Origin of the sequence: Levilactobacillus sp. HBUAS70063 (assembly GCF_038374745.1) — a bacterium.
In the GTDB taxonomy this organism is placed as follows: domain Bacteria; phylum Bacillota; class Bacilli; order Lactobacillales; family Lactobacillaceae; genus Levilactobacillus.
In genome coordinates this window covers 132,658-150,311 of record NZ_JBANSM010000006.1, presented here as the reverse complement: position 1 = coordinate 150,311, position 17,654 = coordinate 132,658, and the positions used below count along the sequence as shown (strand labels likewise).

At 39.3% G+C, this 17,654-nt stretch carries 18 protein-coding genes; all 18 read left to right on the top strand.

The features are described from left to right. Positions 1-159 precede the first annotated feature (159 nt). The gene (locus V8I28_RS10245; protein WP_341780027.1) at positions 160-1,236 is read left to right on the top strand and encodes an LCP family protein; all 1,077 of its coding nucleotides are present in this window, start codon (positions 160-162) and stop codon (positions 1,234-1,236) included. A 324-nt stretch (positions 1,237-1,560) separates the two neighbouring features. Continuing rightward, the gene (locus V8I28_RS10240) at positions 1,561-2,343 is read left to right on the top strand and encodes a YveK family protein (protein ID WP_341780026.1); all 783 of its coding nucleotides are present in this window, start codon (positions 1,561-1,563) and stop codon (positions 2,341-2,343) included. A gap of 12 nt (positions 2,344-2,355) precedes the next feature. Then, positions 2,356-3,111 (top strand): CpsD/CapB family tyrosine-protein kinase, encoded by a 756-nt coding sequence (locus tag V8I28_RS10235; protein ID WP_341780025.1) that lies wholly within the window; start codon positions 2,356-2,358, stop codon positions 3,109-3,111. Then, on the top strand, positions 3,111-3,893 hold the full coding sequence (locus tag V8I28_RS10230; RefSeq protein WP_341780024.1) for a tyrosine-protein phosphatase: 783 nt from the start codon (positions 3,111-3,113) through the stop codon (positions 3,891-3,893). The genes V8I28_RS10235 and V8I28_RS10230 overlap by 1 nt, the downstream gene beginning before the upstream one ends. Then, the gene (locus tag V8I28_RS10225) at positions 3,893-4,561 is read left to right on the top strand and encodes a sugar transferase (protein ID WP_341780023.1); all 669 of its coding nucleotides are present in this window, start codon (positions 3,893-3,895) and stop codon (positions 4,559-4,561) included. Before V8I28_RS10230 ends, V8I28_RS10225 begins: the two co-directional genes overlap by 1 nt. Before the next feature lie 23 nt (positions 4,562-4,584). After that, a complete protein-coding gene (pssD, locus tag V8I28_RS10220) occupies positions 4,585-5,034 on the top strand; it encodes a PssD/Cps14F family polysaccharide biosynthesis glycosyltransferase (protein WP_341780022.1) in 450 nt (149 codons plus the stop codon). Next, the gene (locus tag V8I28_RS10215) at positions 5,034-5,522 is read left to right on the top strand and encodes a glycosyltransferase (RefSeq protein WP_341780021.1); all 489 of its coding nucleotides are present in this window, start codon (positions 5,034-5,036) and stop codon (positions 5,520-5,522) included. Before pssD ends, V8I28_RS10215 begins: the two co-directional genes overlap by 1 nt. Further along, positions 5,519-6,280, top strand: coding sequence for a glycosyltransferase family 32 protein (locus V8I28_RS10210; RefSeq protein ID WP_341780020.1), 762 nt, complete (start codon positions 5,519-5,521; stop codon positions 6,278-6,280). The genes V8I28_RS10215 and V8I28_RS10210 overlap by 4 nt, the downstream gene beginning before the upstream one ends. A 3-nt stretch (positions 6,281-6,283) precedes the next feature. After that, positions 6,284-7,720, top strand: coding sequence for a hypothetical protein (locus V8I28_RS10205; protein WP_341780019.1), 1,437 nt, complete (start codon positions 6,284-6,286; stop codon positions 7,718-7,720). Between the two features lie 24 nt (positions 7,721-7,744). After that, positions 7,745-8,734 (top strand): glycosyltransferase family 2 protein, encoded by a 990-nt coding sequence (locus V8I28_RS10200; protein ID WP_341780018.1) that lies wholly within the window; start codon positions 7,745-7,747, stop codon positions 8,732-8,734. A gap of 22 nt (positions 8,735-8,756) precedes the next feature. Then, entirely contained in the window at positions 8,757-9,866 is a 1,110-nt protein-coding gene (locus V8I28_RS10195; RefSeq protein WP_341780017.1) for a polysaccharide pyruvyl transferase family protein, read from the top strand. Between the two features lie 10 nt (positions 9,867-9,876). After that, complete coding sequence (locus V8I28_RS10190) at positions 9,877-10,152, top strand: hypothetical protein (protein WP_341780016.1); 276 nt, start codon at positions 9,877-9,879, stop codon at positions 10,150-10,152. A 305-nt stretch (positions 10,153-10,457) separates the two neighbouring features. Next, positions 10,458-11,957, top strand: coding sequence for a lipopolysaccharide biosynthesis protein (locus tag V8I28_RS10185; RefSeq protein ID WP_341780015.1), 1,500 nt, complete (start codon positions 10,458-10,460; stop codon positions 11,955-11,957). 229 nt (positions 11,958-12,186) lie between these two features. Next, positions 12,187-13,179 (top strand): nitroreductase family protein, encoded by a 993-nt coding sequence (locus V8I28_RS10180; RefSeq protein WP_341780014.1) that lies wholly within the window; start codon positions 12,187-12,189, stop codon positions 13,177-13,179. A gap of 1,069 nt (positions 13,180-14,248) precedes the next feature. Continuing rightward, a complete protein-coding gene (locus tag V8I28_RS10175) occupies positions 14,249-15,139 on the top strand; it encodes an LCP family glycopolymer transferase (RefSeq protein ID WP_341780013.1) in 891 nt (296 codons plus the stop codon). A 197-nt stretch (positions 15,140-15,336) separates the two neighbouring features. Beyond that, on the top strand, positions 15,337-15,564 hold the full coding sequence (locus V8I28_RS10170) for a hypothetical protein (protein WP_341780012.1): 228 nt from the start codon (positions 15,337-15,339) through the stop codon (positions 15,562-15,564). A 408-nt stretch (positions 15,565-15,972) separates the two neighbouring features. Continuing rightward, positions 15,973-16,329 (top strand): hypothetical protein, encoded by a 357-nt coding sequence (locus tag V8I28_RS10165; protein WP_341780011.1) that lies wholly within the window; start codon positions 15,973-15,975, stop codon positions 16,327-16,329. A gap of 107 nt (positions 16,330-16,436) precedes the next feature. After that, complete coding sequence (locus V8I28_RS10160) at positions 16,437-17,474, top strand: IS30 family transposase (RefSeq protein WP_341780010.1); 1,038 nt, start codon at positions 16,437-16,439, stop codon at positions 17,472-17,474. Positions 17,475-17,654 lie beyond the last annotated feature (180 nt).

Below are 17,654 nucleotides of genomic sequence, written 5' to 3'. Positions count from 1 at the left end.
TGCTGCAGAGACGGCAACGCTTCGTTTTTTATTAAGAATGTTATGGACTTAGGAAGCGTTAAGGAAAGGTCTCTATAATAGACGAGTCAGTTAAGCAGAGAAAAATTTAACACCACCCGGTAACGTCACGGGTGGCTGGAAGGGTGGTTAAGACTAACCATGATGGAACCACGACACAGACCTAGAAAGAAACGACACCCCATTCGCAACCTCGTGATTGTGCTGATTCTCGCGTTACTTGCGGGCGGGACGGCCTACGGGATGCATAAGTACCAGAGCTTGAAGAATACCGTCAAGACCTCGTATAAGGCGTCCGGCGTGAAGAAGCTACGTAACGTCAAGACACAGCTGTCAGAGAAGAAACCCATCTCGATTCTGCTGATGGGGACCGATACCGGCGCGCTGGGGCGGACCTTCTCCGGTCGGACGGATAGTATGATGGTGGTCACGATTAATCCCAAGACCAATAAGACCACGATTACCAGTCTGCCGCGGGACACGGCCGTGACGATTCCGGGCTACGAAGACTACGGCGTCTCCAAGATTAACGCGGCCTACGCCTACGGAAAGTCCAAGACGGCCATCACCACGGTTCAGCAGATGCTCAATGTCCCGATTGACTTCTACGCCATTATCAATATGGGCGGGATGGAAAAGATTATTAACGAGGTCGGCGGCGTGACCGTGAAGCCGACGCTGAGCTTTAGTTACGGTGGCTATACCTTTAAGAAGGGCGTCAAGACCCATATGAATGGGAAGAAGGCGCTGGCCTACGCGCGGATGCGAGACGATGACCCCAAGGGTGATTACGGGCGGCAAACGCGGCAACGGAAGGCCATCATGGCCCTGCTGGCGAAGTCAGGATCGGTCAGTACCTTACTCAATCAACAGTTCATTAGCTCATTGACTAAGCAGACGCAGACCGATTTAACCTTCAATGATCTGACGGCGCTGGCCACGAATTACCTGTCGGCCACCAAGCATATTAAGACGACCCACTTGCAGGGAACGAGTGAAACCATTAACGGTCAGAGCATGGAAGTTGCGTCGAAATCCGAACTACAACGGGTCACGACTTACATCAGAAAGGGCCTGGGATTGACGTATAAAAAAACCGGTTCCATTGCTGATATGAGTGCAACCAACACGGCTACGACTAGTACGGACATCACCGGGAACAGTGGGAGCACGGGGGATGCCGGCGGAAGCACTGGCGGACCCGGTGGCGGTTATTAAGCAATAACAACGATTAAGGTGAGACACTGTCCGAAGCGAATGCTGATGGGGAGTGTCTTTTTATAATCCGAACGAAAATCAAAAAAGTTCGGGATATGTGACAGAAAAAGTGTAATGAGAATGTATTAATTGCAGACAATGGATTAGGATATAATAAGTACTGAGAATTTAGTCAAATGTTAAAGATTCGTTGACTCAGCCTTAAAATAAACTTAAAATATATTTCTGTGGTTAAATAGTACCGGCATCATTAGTTTTGATGCTTATTATCTTGCCGTTTATATGGTAAGTTCAACACACAAACTGGCATCATTGGAGGAAGAAATGGATTCAGAACAAACAATTAGTTTGATGCAGATCATGGGGATTCTGCGGAAACATCTCAAAATGATTAGTATTACGACACTAGTGGTTTTTATGGTGGCTTTTTTTGCGACCTTTTTTGTGATGACGCCAAAGTATAGCGGTACGACGGAAATACTGGTTAATCGTAAGTTGTCTTCTACTGATCAAAGCGCTCAATTACAACAGGTTCAGGCGGATGTTCAAATGATTAGTACATATAAGGATATTATTACCAGTCCAACAGTCCTGACCGATGTTAATCGCGCATTAGAGGTTTATCCGGGATATCCGGGGTCGATGGCGGGGATTAAAGACGCTTTGAGTATCAACAATCAAACGAACTCTCAGGTCTTCTCAGTGACGGCCACGGCGACTGATCCTAAGACAGCGGCTGCGATTGCTAATGAAACGGCTAAGGTCTTCAAGCAAAAGGTCGTTAAAATGATGAGTATTAATAACGTTTCTATCGTGTCGAAGGCGACGCCTAATTATAATGCCGTGAGCCCGAGAAAGGCCTTGAACTTGTTGATTGGGTTGGTGGCCGGGGTCCTCTTGGGAATTGTCTTGGCATTTCTGCGAGAAGTTACCGATCGGACGGTCACTACGGAGTCATTCCTAACTAATGAGTTAGGTCTAAACAGTCTGGGTGTTATTAGTGAGATTGATGCGTCCGATGTGAAGAAGCAAATCGGCCACCATCAAACTAAATTTGCTTCTGACGGTCATGGTGGTATTCGTGCGCAGAAGCGCGAACGTGTGTAGGAGGTGAGTAAGATGTCATGGTTAAAACGAAGAAAGCAACACTTAGATAATACGAGTCTTAAATACGGTGTTGGACTGGTTACCTATACGGATCCAACTGGTCAAATTGCTGAACAATTCAAAACAGTTCGGACGAACATTCAGTTTTCTTCAGTGGATAGAGATTTACATTCGGTCCTCTTCACTTCGTCGGAACCTTCCGAGGGAAAATCAACCGTCAGCAATAACATGGCTGTCACCTGGGCCGATCAGGGCTCCAAGGTTGTGTTGGTAGACGCTGACATGCGGCGTCCCACGGTCCATAAATCATTTAACGTCAGTAATCGAGCAGGATTGACCAACTACTTATCAGGTCACTTGACCCTAGATGATATTATTCAGCCTACGATTGTTGAAAACTTATCGGTCATTACGAGTGGCCCGGTTCCACCAAATCCGGCGGAACTCTTAGATAGTGAACGGTTTAAGACATTGATGCGTCAATTGCAGGCAGAATATGATTTGGTTGTCTTGGACTCGCCACCGGTTAATACCGTAACGGATTCACAATTGTTAGCGGCTCAGGTTGATGGCACGATTCTGGTAGTTCCGCAAGGGATTGCCGATAAGAATGGGGTTCGTCGAGCCAAGCAATTGCTTGAAACTGTTCACGCGAACATTCTGGGAGCCATCATGAACCGAGTCACAGCTACAAAGTCTGAGGGCTACTATGGTGGTAGCTACTATGGTGGTTATTACGGTGGCTATTATGGGACTGATAAGAAGTAATGGGATTGATTGACTTACATTGTCATATTTTACCGGGTGTCGATGACGGGTCTAAGAATATGGAAATGTCTCTAGAAATGGCCCGAGTGGCTGTAAAGCAGGGGATTTCCCACATCTTAGTGACGCCACACCATATGGACGGCATGTACCTTAACCATAAGCAAGACGTCATCGCTAAGACGGATGAATTTCAGACGGCATTAGACGCCGTCGGAATCCCGCTAACGGTGTTTCCGGGACAGGAGGTTCATTTGACCGGTGACCTGTTGAAAGCCTTGGATGCGGACGATATTTTGTTTATGGATGAGGGTGGACGTTACTTACTTCTGGAGTTACCGCACAGTGGGATTCCGGAGTATACGGAAGATATGATTTTCGAATTGCAAACCCGCGGGATTACGCCGGTGATTGCCCACCCGGAACGGAATCATGGGTTTCAGAAGGATCCCGATAGATTGTATGATTTTGTCGAAATGGGTTGCCTAACGCAACTCACGGATAGCTCTTACCTCGGTGTCTTTGGGGAGAGCGTCAAGACTTTAACAGCGAAGATTATTAACGCTAACTTGGGGTTCGCGTTTGCTTCGGACGCTCATAACTTTAAGGGACGTCGGTTTGTGATGGACGCGGCCTTTAACAAGTTGACTGAGCAGGCCGGTGAGCAGTACGCGCAGACATATAATGATAACGCTAAAGCGATTATTAATGGGGATGATGTCGCGATGCCGGAGATTAAAAAGATCTCGGCTGTGAAGAAAAAGAGGAGGTTTTGGTTGTTCTGATGGAATATAGCGATAGAAAAATTAAATCCCGAATGATTGATGTTGAACATGAACAGCATCGATACATATATAGAACGGCAAAACGCGTCTTTGATTTTGTGGCCAGCCTGATTGGGCTAGTTATCCTTTCGCCCGTGTTCTTGATGGTAGCAATAGCCATTAAATTGGAGGATCCCAAAGGACCAGTTTTTTATTCTCAAGTTCGGTTGGGTAAACAGCAACGTGCTTTCAGAATGTATAAATTTCGGTCTATGGTCGTCGATGCGGATAAGAAACTGAAAAAGCTACTAAAGCATAACGACGTTGAGGGACCCATGTTTAAGATGAAAGAAGACCCACGGGTCACTAAAGTTGGCCGATTCATTCGAAAGTACAGCGTTGATGAATTGCCACAATTAGTGAATGTATTGCTGGGTCAGATGAGTCTAGTTGGACCGCGTCCGCCGTTACCACGAGAGGTTGCGGAATATACGGAGTTTGACAAGCAACGTTTAGCCGTTAAGCCAGGTTGCACTGGTCTTTGGCAGGTGACGTTGCGGAACGATGCCAGTTTTGAAGAGATGGTACGCCTCGATTTGAAGTATATCGATCAGCGGGGGTTTTGGTTTGATTTGTATGTGCTGATTCAGACTGTGGCGGTGTTCTTTAAGCCTAATGGAGCTTATTGAGAGAGATAGAGAGGTAGAAATTTATGAAAATTTGTCTTGTTGGTTCGAGCGGAGGTCATTTATCTCATTTATATTCGCTGGAACCTCTTTGGAGTAAAGAAGACAGATTTTGGGTAACTTTTGATAAAGAAGATGCGAGAAGCATTTTAAAAGGAGAGCGGACGTATCACTGCTTTTTCCCGACAAATCGAAACGTTAAAAATTTAATTCGTAATACATTGTTGGCTTTAAAAGTCTTATATCACGAGCGCCCAGATTTGATTATTTCATCTGGAGCAGCAGTCGCGGTTCCGTTCTTCTATATTGGAAAGTTATTTGGATCCAAAACAGTATATATTGAAGTTTTTGATAGAATGGATGCGCCTACTCTGACAGGAAAATTAGTTTACCATGTATCAGACTTGTTCATCGTTCAATGGGAGGAAATGAAAAAAGTATACCCTAAAGCGATAAACCTTGGGGGTATATTTTAATGATCTTTGTAACTGTAGGTACACATGAGCAGCAATTCGATAGATTGATTAAGGCTGTAGATAAGCTGGCAGGTGCTGAAAAGTTTAAGGATAATTTTCTAGTACAATCAGGTTATTCTACGTATAAATGTCGCAATTGTAATCAAAAAAAGTTTATGAGTTATTCGGAAATGAGAGTGGCGATGGAACAGGCACGTATTGTTATATGCCACGGAGGTCCTTCGACATTTATGAAATCTTTGTCATTGAATAAGGGAACGATAGTGGTGCCTCGGAGAAAGAAGTATGCGGAACATGTAAATGATCATCAATTGCACTTTGCAGAAGAAGTAGTAAGAAAGGGATATCCAATCGAAGTAGTAGAGGATGTAAATCAGTTGGAAAGTGCGATTAGAAATTGTACAGATACCAACCAGAAAACAATATCAAATAATAAAAAATTCAATGACAATTTAATAAGCCTAATAAATAAAATGATGGTGAAATGATGATCCCAAAAATTATTCATTATTGTTGGTTTGGAAGTAATCCAATGCCTGACAGTGTTGTAAAGTGTATAGATAGCTGGCGAGAGATGTGCCCATCTTTCGAGCTTAGAAGGTGGGATGAATCAAACTGGGACGTATCTGATAATCAATACGTAAAACAAGCTTTGGCGTGCAAAAAATACGCATTTGCTTCGGATTATGTACGTTTAGCTGTTGTATTAAAGTACGGTGGCGTGTATTTGGACACGGACGTTGAATTATTAAAGCCACTAGATGCATTCCTAGATTACCATGCTTTTTTTGCAACGGAGGAGCTTGGAAGAGTGAATACGGGAATTGGATTTGGTGCTGAGAAAGGAAATGAGGTTGTTTCAAGTTTATTATCTGATTATAGAGATGCAGCATTTTTGGTAGATAATGTTCCTGATCTGACGACATGTGTTGAACGAGCTTATCCGACCTTTGCAAAGCTTGGTATTAAAAATGTAAATGCCGTACAATTCTTGTCTGAAAAGAGAGTTCCTATTTTCCCACCTGATTTCTTTTGTCCAGAGGATTATGGTTCTGGAAAGGTAACACTAACTTCAAATACTGTTTCAATACATCATTATGCTGCCACTTGGAAGTCTCAGTCTACCATTGGTCGTATTTTTTCAAGTTTTAAAGTTTTAATACGAAGAACTTCAGACACATTGTTTGGCCCGGAAGTCTATAAAAAAATAAAAAAGTTTTACTATTGGTTTAGGAGAAAGTTATAAACTATGTATGAAAAAGCTCAGAGCAACGGTGTCCCGTTAAGATTTATAATTTCTATATTAGCAACTGTGACGGCTTTCTTATTCTCAGCAGTTTCAGGTATGTTCATCGTTGCTTGGCTCACTGCATTATTTGCTGGTTATTACATTAGCAAGCTAAGAAAGCAACAAGAGCTGATACTGTATTCAATAATTTTGATATTAGTTCTTCAGAATTTGATCATCGGGATTGGTGCCCATGTTAGTGGTAATACAAACGGATTAACTTTTTTGACTCAAGTTCCTTTGATATTTACGCTAGGTGTATTTTTCGGCGAGGGAATTTTAAATATCGAGTTTGATAGTGTTACCGTCCCTTTTGTACTGTTGTTGCTGGTCGCAGTGGGTTCCATGGCCTTTGGGCATGGATCAGCGGGTTCAATTTTGGCAAACATCAGGAATCTTTCTTTTTTTTACATTGTTTACGAGATCTCTTCAAAGGTGACCAGTAGCGAAAGGTTTTCGGCTGTCAAATTTTGTCGACACCTTTTGAGGTTAGCAGTTATTATAATCGTTATTGGAATTGTACTTCTTATTGGGGGATATAGTCTTTATAATTGGATTGGCATCAATGAAGTCTATAACGCGAAGAGTGCTTCTGCGTTACAGATGAATGGTGCTTTAGATGGTCGTTTTTACACAGATGTTTTTGGGGTACATGTTACAAGAATGGGGTCTTTGTATTATGAGCCAGTCAATTTGGGGTATCTTTTAGTTGGAATTTTAATCTTTTTATTGATGTTTCAATGGACGAAGAATAAATTAGAAAGTCTCTTGATGGAAAGCTTTGTATTTATTGGGGTGATCTTAACTTTTGGAAAGGGAGCATTACTTGCCCTTTTTTTGATTTTGCTCGCACCTACAATACATAAAGTAGTTAAAAAAGTCTTGTTCTTTTTTAGTGATTTTTCGATTTATACATGTATGATTGTTTTGGTTTCATTGTTTGTTTATCTTTATAGTAATTTCTATTATATGGTCTATGGTGGAGCCGTCGGCAATCATTTTACGGCGATTTCAGAGACTTGGGTAAATATTATTGCGCAACCATTGGGCCATGGATTAGGTACTGGTGGAAATGCTGCGGCAACACTGAACAGCGGGTTGGAGGAAAGTTCTTGGTTAAGTACAGGTGGGGAAACAGCGTTTCTGTCATTTGGATACCAAATAGGACTAATAGGAATTGTGCTGTTGGCAGTGACTTTCTTTAATGTTGGAAAAAAATCGATTATTAGTAGTTCCTTTTTGAAAAAGTCAGAACGGAGCAATTTAATAAGATTGGCTTATGTTCCTGTGGTATTGATTATTATAAGCATCTTTCAGGATAACACTTATGCTCCGCAGTGCATTGCTATATACATGATGCTAGTATCGATGCGCAATTACATCATAAAGACAGAATGAGGTGTAAAGAATGAGGTGTAAAGAATGAGTAATCCTTATTTTTCGATAATTATTCCAGTCTTTAATGCAGAGCCTTATTTACGCAGATGCCTGAATTCTATTTTAAAACAAGCATTTACAAGCTTTGAAATTTTGATTATCAATGATGGCTCAACAGATAACTCGGAAATTATTGCAAATGAAATGGCTCAAAATAATTCAAGTATTAAGGTGTTTAATCAGAAAAATTCAGGGGTGTCTGCTGCAAGAAACAAAGGGTTGGACAACGCAAATGGAAAGTATGTACTCTTTGTTGACCCAGATGATTACCTAGATGACGAAACATTAATTGCATTAAGCAAATGTACCAATGAGAGTCCAGATGTAGTTTGTTTTAACGTTGAGTTAGCAACTCAACAGAGAATATATAGTCAGAAACTTGAAGGAATCTTTGCTGTTTCAGGGCCAACGACTAAGGAATTCTTTATAGAAGGGTTATTCTCAAAGTTCGGTTATAGAGGATATGCTTGGAATAAAGCGTATAGATTAAATGCAATACAGGATATTAGATTTGACGAGGATGTTGCTTATTTAGAAGATGAGCTTTTTAATGTAAAAGTTGGTTTTAGTGTTCAGAAAATATATTTTCTTCCCAAAACATTGTATGTCTATTGGCAACATGAAGGTTCAGTTGTTAACGGTACTAGTTATAGAAAGATAACAGCACTTCTTGCGCTTCGCAGAATTTATGATTTGGTACCCCCAAAATTACAAAATGATATAGTTTTCCGCTTGAATTTATTTGCAATTGAATTGGCTAGTCAGCTTGGATTCCGAAATGAATCTTCGTTTAAAGAGTTGAGGCAGACATATAGAAAACAGGAGAAATTTCAAAGACATTTTGAACCTAGTCGATTTGATAAAATGGTTGTAAACATTGCTAAATATAGTTTTAGAAGTGCTACTTTGATTTATAAGGCTAAGACATACATTGTGAAGAGTAGATTTTACTATCTTTTGAAGTCAACCGTTTAGGCACATTTGGAAGGAGAATTACATGAAAATTGCAATTGTCACAATTGTTGGATACCAAAACTATGGCAATCGGTTACAGAATTATGCGCTCCAAAGAGTGTTAGAGAGTATGGGTAATGAAGTAACAACAATAAAGAACCTAACGAATGTACAAAATTCATTGCCTCAAAGGATTTTTGATAGTTTAACAACTGGTACCTTTTTAAAAAAGATGACTGATCGAATTAAACTAGAGAAAAAAAATAATGATGAGATTGATGGTATTCGGGAGTCCAATTTTAAAAATTTTACTGATAGATATATCCATGAAACAAGTTTTACGATCGACGAGACAACACTAGACTTTAACTTCGATCGTGATTTTGATTGTTATGTGATAGGTAGTGATCAAGTGTGGAACTATGATTTCAGTAGTTTTTCTGCGCTTGATTTTGCATCATTTTCTGAAAAGCCAAAAATAAGTTATGCGGCATCGTTTGGTGTAGAAAATATACCATCAAAATATCATGAACTCTATCGTCGGGGATTAAAGGGAATAACTACTATATCTGTTCGTGAAAGATCAGGTGTGCAATTGGTATCACAGTTGGCTGATCGTTCAGCGACAGTAGTATTAGATCCAACGCTTCTAATTGATAGAAAAGATTGGGAAAGTCTGACGATTAGTCAGCCTAATTATGCTTACAAGTATATAGCACTTTATTTTTTAGATAATTTGCAGCCTGACGATCGCGCATATATTCAGGATTTTGCACGGGAAAGGCATTTGAAAATAAAGCGATTAGGAGATCGTAGTGACGTAAAACTATGGGAATCAGGTCCTGAGTCGTTTCTTAATGTGATTAGACAAGCAGAGTTTGTGTTTACAGATTCTTTTCATGCTTGTGTTTTTTCAATAATATTTGAAAAAAAATTTGAGGTGTTTCATCGAAACAATATTGGCCCCTCAATGGATTCACGGCTTGATACGTTACTCGATGATTTTGACTTGTTATCTAGATGGCATGATGTCAATACAAATGTAGATCATAGAATTGATTATGGCAAAGTTAATTTGTCCTTGATGAGGGAAAAGAAAATGTCGTTAAAATTTCTGAGAAGCAGTTTGAATAAAGTAGAAAAAATGATGTGAGACGATTAGTATGGCATTAATAAAAAAATATAAAGGTTTGCCGGTACAGGTGCGAGCATCATTTTGTTTTTTAATCTGTGCATTTATGCAACGTGGTATTTCTATAATTACGACACCAATTTTCACACGATTACTCACGGCAGCGGAATATGGGCAATATAGTGTATTCAGTTCTTGGCTCAGTGTAATTACGGTAATCGTTTCAATGAATTTATATGCTGGAGTGTACATGCAAGGTTTAGTTAAATTCGAAAAAGAAAGATTGGTCTTCTCTTCTTCTTTGTAAGGTTTAACATTAGTTATGGTATTGCTGTGGACTGTGGTTTATGTGGCATTTCGATCTTATTTGAATGAGTTGTTTGGGTTAACGACTGTTCAAATGTTAGCAACGCTTGTAATTATTTGGGTGACATCAGTGTTTAATTTTGGGGCTGTGTCACAGCGTGTTGAATTTAAATGTAAAAAGTTAGATAAAGTTAATAATTTAAGAAAGTAAGATAAATATATTTTATTAATACAGTTCAGCTTGAGCAATATCAACAGTTTTGTGAAGCTGCGATTACTCTTTGTGGAAGGATGAGAGTTCGATAAATGAATAAGGAGAGAAGATTAGGCGCATTTTTATCATACATTAATATAGTTATGAAGAACTTGGTAACGTTTATGTATACGCCTTTTCTTCTAAGGTTTGTAGGGCAAGCTAATTATGGTTTGTTTCAGATGACAAACTCTGTAATGGTGAGCTTAAGCTTACTTTCTATGGGGTTTTCAAGTGCTTATGTGAGATTTTACATTGCATACAAAGTGAAAAAAGATAAAAGAAAGATAGAAAAGTTAAATGGTATGTATCTTCTAATATTTTTGGGAATTAGTCTGCTTTCACTTTTGATAGGTATCGCATTGGTGGCTAATGTAAATCACTTATTTAACAAAAGTCTCACCCCCCATCAGTTGCTTTTAACAAGATATTTAATGAGTGTAATGGTGATTGATGTAGCTGTGACGTTTATTTCGTCTGTTTTTGATTCTAACATTACAGTTAATCAACGCTTTACGTTTCAACAGGGGAGACAATTAATGCAAACGTTTCTTGTCCCACTAATCTGTGTGCCACTTGTACTTGTTGGGGTTGGTGTGTTGTCAATAGTAATTACACAGCTTCTTGTTACAACACTATTTATGTTTTTAAATGTGCGCTACTGTTTGGTTCATCTTAACATGAAGTTTAGTTTTTCAAATTTACCGTTTGGGTTACTAAAAGAACTGGGAGCCTTTTCATTTTTTATTTTCCTCAATCAAATTGTTGATTTAGTGAATAATAATGTGCCGAATTTTATTTTGGGTATGTTCAGAGGGGCAAGAATGGTTGCAACCTTCGCTATCGCTGTTCAAGTAAAAAATATGTTTTTTATGTTGTCTACCTCTTTATCGAACGTGTTTGTTCCGAGAGTTAATGAATTAGTGAGTTCTCATGAGAGTAATGATGTATTAACAGAATTAATGGTAAAAATAGGTAGGATTCAAATGTCTGTTTTGTTTTTTGTGTTCGGTGGATTTGTAGTGGTAGGCAAATATTTTGTTGATTTGTGGGCGGGATCTGAGAATTCAGAGGCTTACATTCTAGTTATTATTATGGTGCTACCATCAATCATTCCTTTATCACAGAATATAGGCATTGAGATTCAGCGAGCGATGAATAAGCATATGTTTCGTTCAATAGTGTACATTATATTTGCTATGGTTAATATTGTAATTACGATTTTGGGTTCAATTTATTTTGGATTAATAGGGGCCTCGCTGGGATATGTTGTCAGTATTTTATGCGCCAATGGTATACTTATGAACTGGTATTATCAAAAGAAAATACATTTAAATATGATATTTTATTGGAGAAGTATTTTGAGCACATGCATACCATTTTTGATTGTGGTGGTCGCGTTATTGCTTGTTCAAAGATATGTGCGCATTAATTCAATTCTTGTTTTTATCCTATTTGGTGGGATATATGTTGTGTTTTACATGGTGATTTACTTGATGTTTATCGCTAATTCTTATGAAAAGAGTTTAATTAAGAGCATGATTAAGCACTGACTTAACGGAGAATAAATCTTTGAAAAGGACGTGTTTGAAGAGAGTTATCAGCATATTGTTGGAAATGGATACGATTTTGGTATGGTGCATGGGCAGTGGTTAATAATAAAATTAAGAAGGAAAGATGGACTTATCTAGATTAATGAGTTACGGAGGGGAGACTTAGGTGAATAAGCACGCTTATTTGATAATTGCAAATAGAAATTTTGACCAATAAGGAGAGATTTCATTGAAAGAAAAGATAAAAGAGATTATTCCAAAGCCGTTGCTAGAGCAACTTAGAGAAATTAGAGGACATATCCGCGTAAAACGAGAGTATTATAAGGATGCTAGAAAGTATGTGAAAAATTCGAATCTTCGTTACGTTGGAAATTCCGCTAAAGGTGTACAAGAGTTACTTATTTTTCACAGTCATGCTTTAGAAAAAGGGCTAAGTCATCCTGAATTTCGATATAATTTTGGAAAAAGTGCCTTGCTTGGTTTAAGAGATAATTTAAATGAGTTTAGTAAATTAGGACTTAACCCAAGTCTATTTGCATACCAGAATGCAATTTCAGTTTTAAAAGCGTATAAGGAAAAACATGAAAGTAGGGGCATTAGTACACCACTATTTGACAGGTTGTTTTCGAAATCTGAAATAGATAGGGGCACTGCTATATCGGGTGTTGAAGAACATAGCAATAGGCTAACAGAAAATATGAATTTCTCAGAGATTGAAACTTATAGGGTTTCTCAGCGCGAATTCTTAAGTGATAAGGTGAACCCAGAATTACTTGTGGAAGCAACGAATTTGGCTTTAAAGACCCCCTCTGTTTGCAATAGACAGCCATGGCAGGTTTATATGATAAGTAATGGAGACAAAATATCCCAGTTATTACATCTCCAAAAGGGATTTGAGGGGTATGATATACCGCCAGTGTTGTGCATGGTAACAGTTGATCAAAGAGCTTTTGTTGGTAGTTATGAAAGAAATGAGGCTTATATTGACGGAGGGCTTTTTTTAATGAACTTTGATTTTGCACTTACTTATGTTGGACTAGCATCGTGTATTCTTAATGCGATGCAACCCAATGAAGAACAGCGAAAAATAAGGGCTATTTTAGGTATTCCTTCCTCAGAAGTGTTAATAGCGTTTATCGCGATTGGTTACGCGAAAAGTAAAGTGACAGTTGCTAAATCAGCAAGAAAGCCAGTAAAAGATATATTGAAAGTAATTGATTAGAAATTGTCCACAAATTGTTTCAGTAGAATCATAAGAGTGCCAATGTACGTAGTCGCTATAATGTTGATAGCTAGCTTATAGCGTGCTGTAAAGCGTCGGAAGAAGATCTTCGAGCAGGTGATGTTCACAATAGGTGAGAAAGTCGTATTCTTAAGGACTTCGATTATTGGGTTTTTGAGTGTTTAAATAATTATGTGTAAATGGAAAAACAAGCAATTGAAAAGGTGAAGCCTTCCCCTTATGACAGCTGGCAATCACACACTTCATAGGACATAAGAGGATTTCTCCATGATTCAGCTTAGCAAAGAAGTTATGGTAGCACTAGCGCAACAACAAGATTTGGATGAAATTTTTAGACCATATTTCTTAATATACGGAATTAATTAGTTAAAAGAATTATCTATAATTGTAATCGGTCTGTGGTAATTTGTACTCGAGCCAGTGGTAAACTAACGCGAATACTTAGCGGACTAAGTTAACCATTGGAAGATGACTTTCGAACGCGCAATTCCGCATGATTGTTTCGGGTTCTTGTTTGGGAATCGAGTTTGACTTATTCAAAGGAGGACTTCTTTCGAATTAAATAGGTGGAGGTATTGGTCGATGGTAGGTTGGAGCCATCGAATGGTGTCGAGAATTCAAACAATGGCATGAATAATTGATGCAGAAAGTGTTGTGAGAATAATCAATAAGAAGTATAATTGTAGATGTTATAGTTATTCCTGTTGAATCTTATTCTTCAACACAATTCTATGTCTAAGGTTGCGATTTGCCACTTAGTTTGAATAAAAATTGTAGAGTTGATCAGTTAGTAGATGACTTAGCAAGCGGAGTTCGTTGACACACCATTAGGCGGACTAGAGGTTATACCGATGCGGTTTGTAAATTGTCTTGCCTAACAAGACTTTGTACTGATGCTAAGTTGGATTCCGATGGACTAGGTTGTCGGATTAGTGGTTAATTTTTACATAAGGAAAGGTAGTTTTATATGCAAAAGAAGAAGCACACGTTGAGAAATTCAGTGCTCTTAGGAACACTTGTTTTGTTACTTGGAGGTTCAGCCTATGGGATGACCCGTTACAGAAGCATCAAGAATGCTGTTAACAGTTCGTTCGTTCCGACGGCGGCTGCTAAGCAACGTAATGTCGTTAAGCAAGTCAATAAGAAGAAGCCTGTTTCCTTATTGGTTGTCGGTGCGGATAGTAAGACTAGTGCAGATAGTGCAATGCTGATTACATTGAACCCCTCACAAAAGAAGACTACGGTGACAAGTATTCCTCATATGACGGCCACACGTGTTTCCGGCTACACTAAGAAGGCACCTTCTAAGTTTAAGTCAGCTTATGCTTGGGGCGGAACAAAGAGTACGATTAACACGACTCAGAACATGTTAAACGTGCCTGTTGACTTTTATGTTGTGGCTAAGCCTAGTGGCTTGAAGCAAGTTGTTACCAAGGGTGGTGGCGTTACGGTTAAGTCTAGCGCTACGTTCTCTAATTACGGTTACAAGTTCAAGAAGGGCGTTAAGACCCACTTGACCGGTAACAAGGTTCTGGCCTATGTTGCTTCTTACAAGGCTGATCCTAAGGGAACTAACGCCGGGAAGCAAGCTCGTCAACAAGCTGTGCTTTCTGCAGTGTTGAAGAAGAATGCAACGTTCAAGACGTTATTCAACCAACAATTTATCAATTCCTTGGCTGGTGCCGTTAAGACGGACATGAACTTCAACGAGATGTCCAACTTGGTTAAGAACTACCGTGGTGCAACCAAGACGGTTTCTAAGACTGCTCTTCATGGTACCATGAAGAAGTTGAATGGCGCTAACATGAAGGTCATCAAGAAGTCTGAATTACAACGTGTTACGAACAAAGCACGTAAAGGTTTGAGCCTGTCTCACAAGACGACTGGTAAGGCTGCCGTCTTCACGACGAAGCAATTGAACGATGCGGCCATTAAATAATTTCTAGTCGATAATAAAAGGTGAGAATCGAGGGAGGCCCCTCAATTCTCACCTTTTATAAATAATACATTTTTTCTAAGTTATCGAGTTCCCTGTTAACCTCGGTGATTCATCTGATGCAACTTAACCTTAACCACATGAGCCTTCAGAATCCAGCCCTTGATTATGGACGACAAACATGGCAATGGTCTGTTCTAATGGCTTTGGTTAAAAAGATTGGTTCAATCTCAACGTTGTTGAACCAATCCTTCTTGGATTCGTTGTCTAGTCAGGTTCAGACCGATCTGAGTTTTGATAACTTAACTGAGTTAGCCAAGAATTATCGTTCTGCTGATAAGGTGGTTAAGGAGACTCACCTTCAAGGTCATGGCAAAGAGCTGAATGGGCAAGATATGGAAGTTATGCATAAGAAAGAGCTTCAATGAGTTACTAATTATGTTCGAAAAGGACTGGGACTGTCCTTTAAAAAGACTGGAACAATAGCAGTTTTTACTAGTACAAATAATGCCACTACAACCAATGATAATAATAGTGAGAATTCGTCTTCAGCAGTGATCAACAATGCATATTAAAGATATTTTGAGGATTCTTTAAGTGAGTTGATAGATACGGTGCCTTTTTGCGGTATTCGTAATTGTGTCTTTACTTTATATTTGATTATATAATAATAGAGTTTTTTTGATTTTGTGTTTTAAGTCTTTTATAGAGAACCTGATCGGTAACGTCTTCAAACAGATAATAATTTCATCTTTATGTTTGTAATCGAAGACTAGTTTTAGATTTACTCTAAGAGTTAGGGATTTGTATGGTTTTTATTGTGGAGGGAAGAAAAAGTGAATAAAAGCGTTGTACTCACATATCCTATTTTGACAGGACATGGTGGCATGGAGACAGTTCTAACCGGACTACTTAATAATTATGATGGTAAAGAGAAGATGCAGTTGTTTTTGCCAGGCGGAAGCGTAGATAAAACGTGGCTGGGTCAAATTGACGATAAGAGTGAAAAAATAGTGTTACATGATAAGAAGCTTAAAGTCTTACAGTTCATAGATACATTTATGTATATGTTATCGCATAAACCCACGTTAGTAATTGTAATGAGCAAATGGCAAATACTTCCAATTGATAAATTTTATGAAGAGAAATATTATTCTAGATTTGCCAATGTTTTGAGCAAAATAATGAATTAGATTAATTACCCGGATTTAAAATTGAAGTGCAACACCGATGAGAGTATACAAATAGGCCATGGAGACCTACACTTTTAGTACCACACTAAAAAGAAAGAAGTATCTCCATGACCCAATTAAATATTACCACTATTCATAACTACCAACAACTCTCGGAAGCTGAAAGAGGCGCGATTCAAGCATTTCATGAAGATCATTATTCTATTCGCGAGATTGCTAAACGACTCCACCGAAGCCCCAGTACGATCAGTCGTGAGCTCAAGCGTGGCACGGTTCGTCAACTTAATTCAGACTATTTACCGTACTATCAATATTACGCTGATGCCGGCCAAGCTATCTACCTTAAACACCGTGCTAACTGCCGTTCTAAGGGACTTTTACAGCGGTGCTGGCTGTTCTTCTCAATGCTGTGTCTAGCCCTCAAAAAAACTGTCCGCGTTGACAGTATTGATAGCTTTGTCCACCGATTTCGGCGTAACCATCCAGGCCATCCGTGTCCCTCAACACCAACAGTCTATCGATATATCGACAAAGGCATGCTTAACTTAGACAATACTGATTTGCCAGTTAAACTCCGACGCCGGGTTAAAAGCCCTCGAAAGGCCCATGATCGCACGAATAAGCGGAACTTGGGAACATCCATTGATGAGCGTTCAGACGTCGTCAACGAACGCTTAGGCCTTGGTGACTGGGAAGGTGATTTAGTCAAGGGTAAACGAGTCGCTAGTGAGCCCGCTGTGATGACCTTGACAGAACGCTTGAGCCGCTTTGAAATCATCGTCAAGATCCCAGATCGTCACGCTGAAACTTGTCGTGACGCCCTTCAAGCTGTCGTTAATGAATACGGTGCTGAGAAGTTTCATTCCATCACGTTTGACAATGGGAGTGAATTCTCTTTACTCGATCAAGTTCAAAGGACACAGATCTATTTTGCCCATCCATACTCGCCTTGGGAACGTGGCAGTAATGAAAATCAAAACGGCTTAATTCGTGAGTTCATGCCTAAAGGCAAGTCCATGAAGAACTACACAGATGCCTATATCTCTGAAGTTCAGGACGCTTTGAACAATCGGCTTAGGAAATCACTCGGTTACCTGAGTGCCAGCGAAGCTTACCGGCTCTTCACACCAATGACATTGCACTAAATGTATAAGTTCCATGCTTGTGTTTATTCTACTGAGTGTTGCACTTGATTTGACAATTCCGGGAATTTTTTAGGACATAATTTTTTAATATACGGAATTAATTGATTAAAATAAGTTTCTATATTGCAACCAATCTATAGTAATATGCACTCGAAATAGTGGTAAAACAATACGAACGTT

Excerpts from the sequence above, each read along its gene's own strand:
- V8I28_RS10245 (WP_341780027.1), top strand. The coding sequence starts at position 160 with ATGATGGAACCACGACACAGACCTAGAAAGAAACGACACCCCATTCGC.
- V8I28_RS10240 (WP_341780026.1), top strand. The coding sequence starts at position 1,561 with ATGGATTCAGAACAAACAATTAGTTTGATGCAGATCATGGGGATTCTG.
- V8I28_RS10235 (WP_341780025.1), top strand. The coding sequence starts at position 2,356 with ATGTCATGGTTAAAACGAAGAAAGCAACACTTAGATAATACGAGTCTT.
- V8I28_RS10230 (WP_341780024.1), top strand. The coding sequence starts at position 3,111 with ATGGGATTGATTGACTTACATTGTCATATTTTACCGGGTGTCGATGAC.
- V8I28_RS10225 (WP_341780023.1), top strand. The coding sequence starts at position 3,893 with ATGGAATATAGCGATAGAAAAATTAAATCCCGAATGATTGATGTTGAA.
- pssD (WP_341780022.1), top strand. The coding sequence starts at position 4,585 with ATGAAAATTTGTCTTGTTGGTTCGAGCGGAGGTCATTTATCTCATTTA.
- V8I28_RS10215 (WP_341780021.1), top strand. The coding sequence starts at position 5,034 with ATGATCTTTGTAACTGTAGGTACACATGAGCAGCAATTCGATAGATTG.
- V8I28_RS10210 (WP_341780020.1), top strand. The coding sequence starts at position 5,519 with ATGATGATCCCAAAAATTATTCATTATTGTTGGTTTGGAAGTAATCCA.
- V8I28_RS10205 (WP_341780019.1), top strand. The coding sequence starts at position 6,284 with ATGTATGAAAAAGCTCAGAGCAACGGTGTCCCGTTAAGATTTATAATT.
- V8I28_RS10200 (WP_341780018.1), top strand. The coding sequence starts at position 7,745 with ATGAGTAATCCTTATTTTTCGATAATTATTCCAGTCTTTAATGCAGAG.
- V8I28_RS10195 (WP_341780017.1), top strand. The coding sequence starts at position 8,757 with ATGAAAATTGCAATTGTCACAATTGTTGGATACCAAAACTATGGCAAT.
- V8I28_RS10190 (WP_341780016.1), top strand. The coding sequence starts at position 9,877 with ATGGCATTAATAAAAAAATATAAAGGTTTGCCGGTACAGGTGCGAGCA.
- V8I28_RS10185 (WP_341780015.1), top strand. The coding sequence starts at position 10,458 with ATGAATAAGGAGAGAAGATTAGGCGCATTTTTATCATACATTAATATA.
- V8I28_RS10175 (WP_341780013.1), top strand. The coding sequence starts at position 14,249 with ATGACCCGTTACAGAAGCATCAAGAATGCTGTTAACAGTTCGTTCGTT.
- V8I28_RS10170 (WP_341780012.1), top strand. The coding sequence starts at position 15,337 with ATGGCTTTGGTTAAAAAGATTGGTTCAATCTCAACGTTGTTGAACCAA.
- V8I28_RS10160 (WP_341780010.1), top strand. The coding sequence starts at position 16,437 with ATGACCCAATTAAATATTACCACTATTCATAACTACCAACAACTCTCG.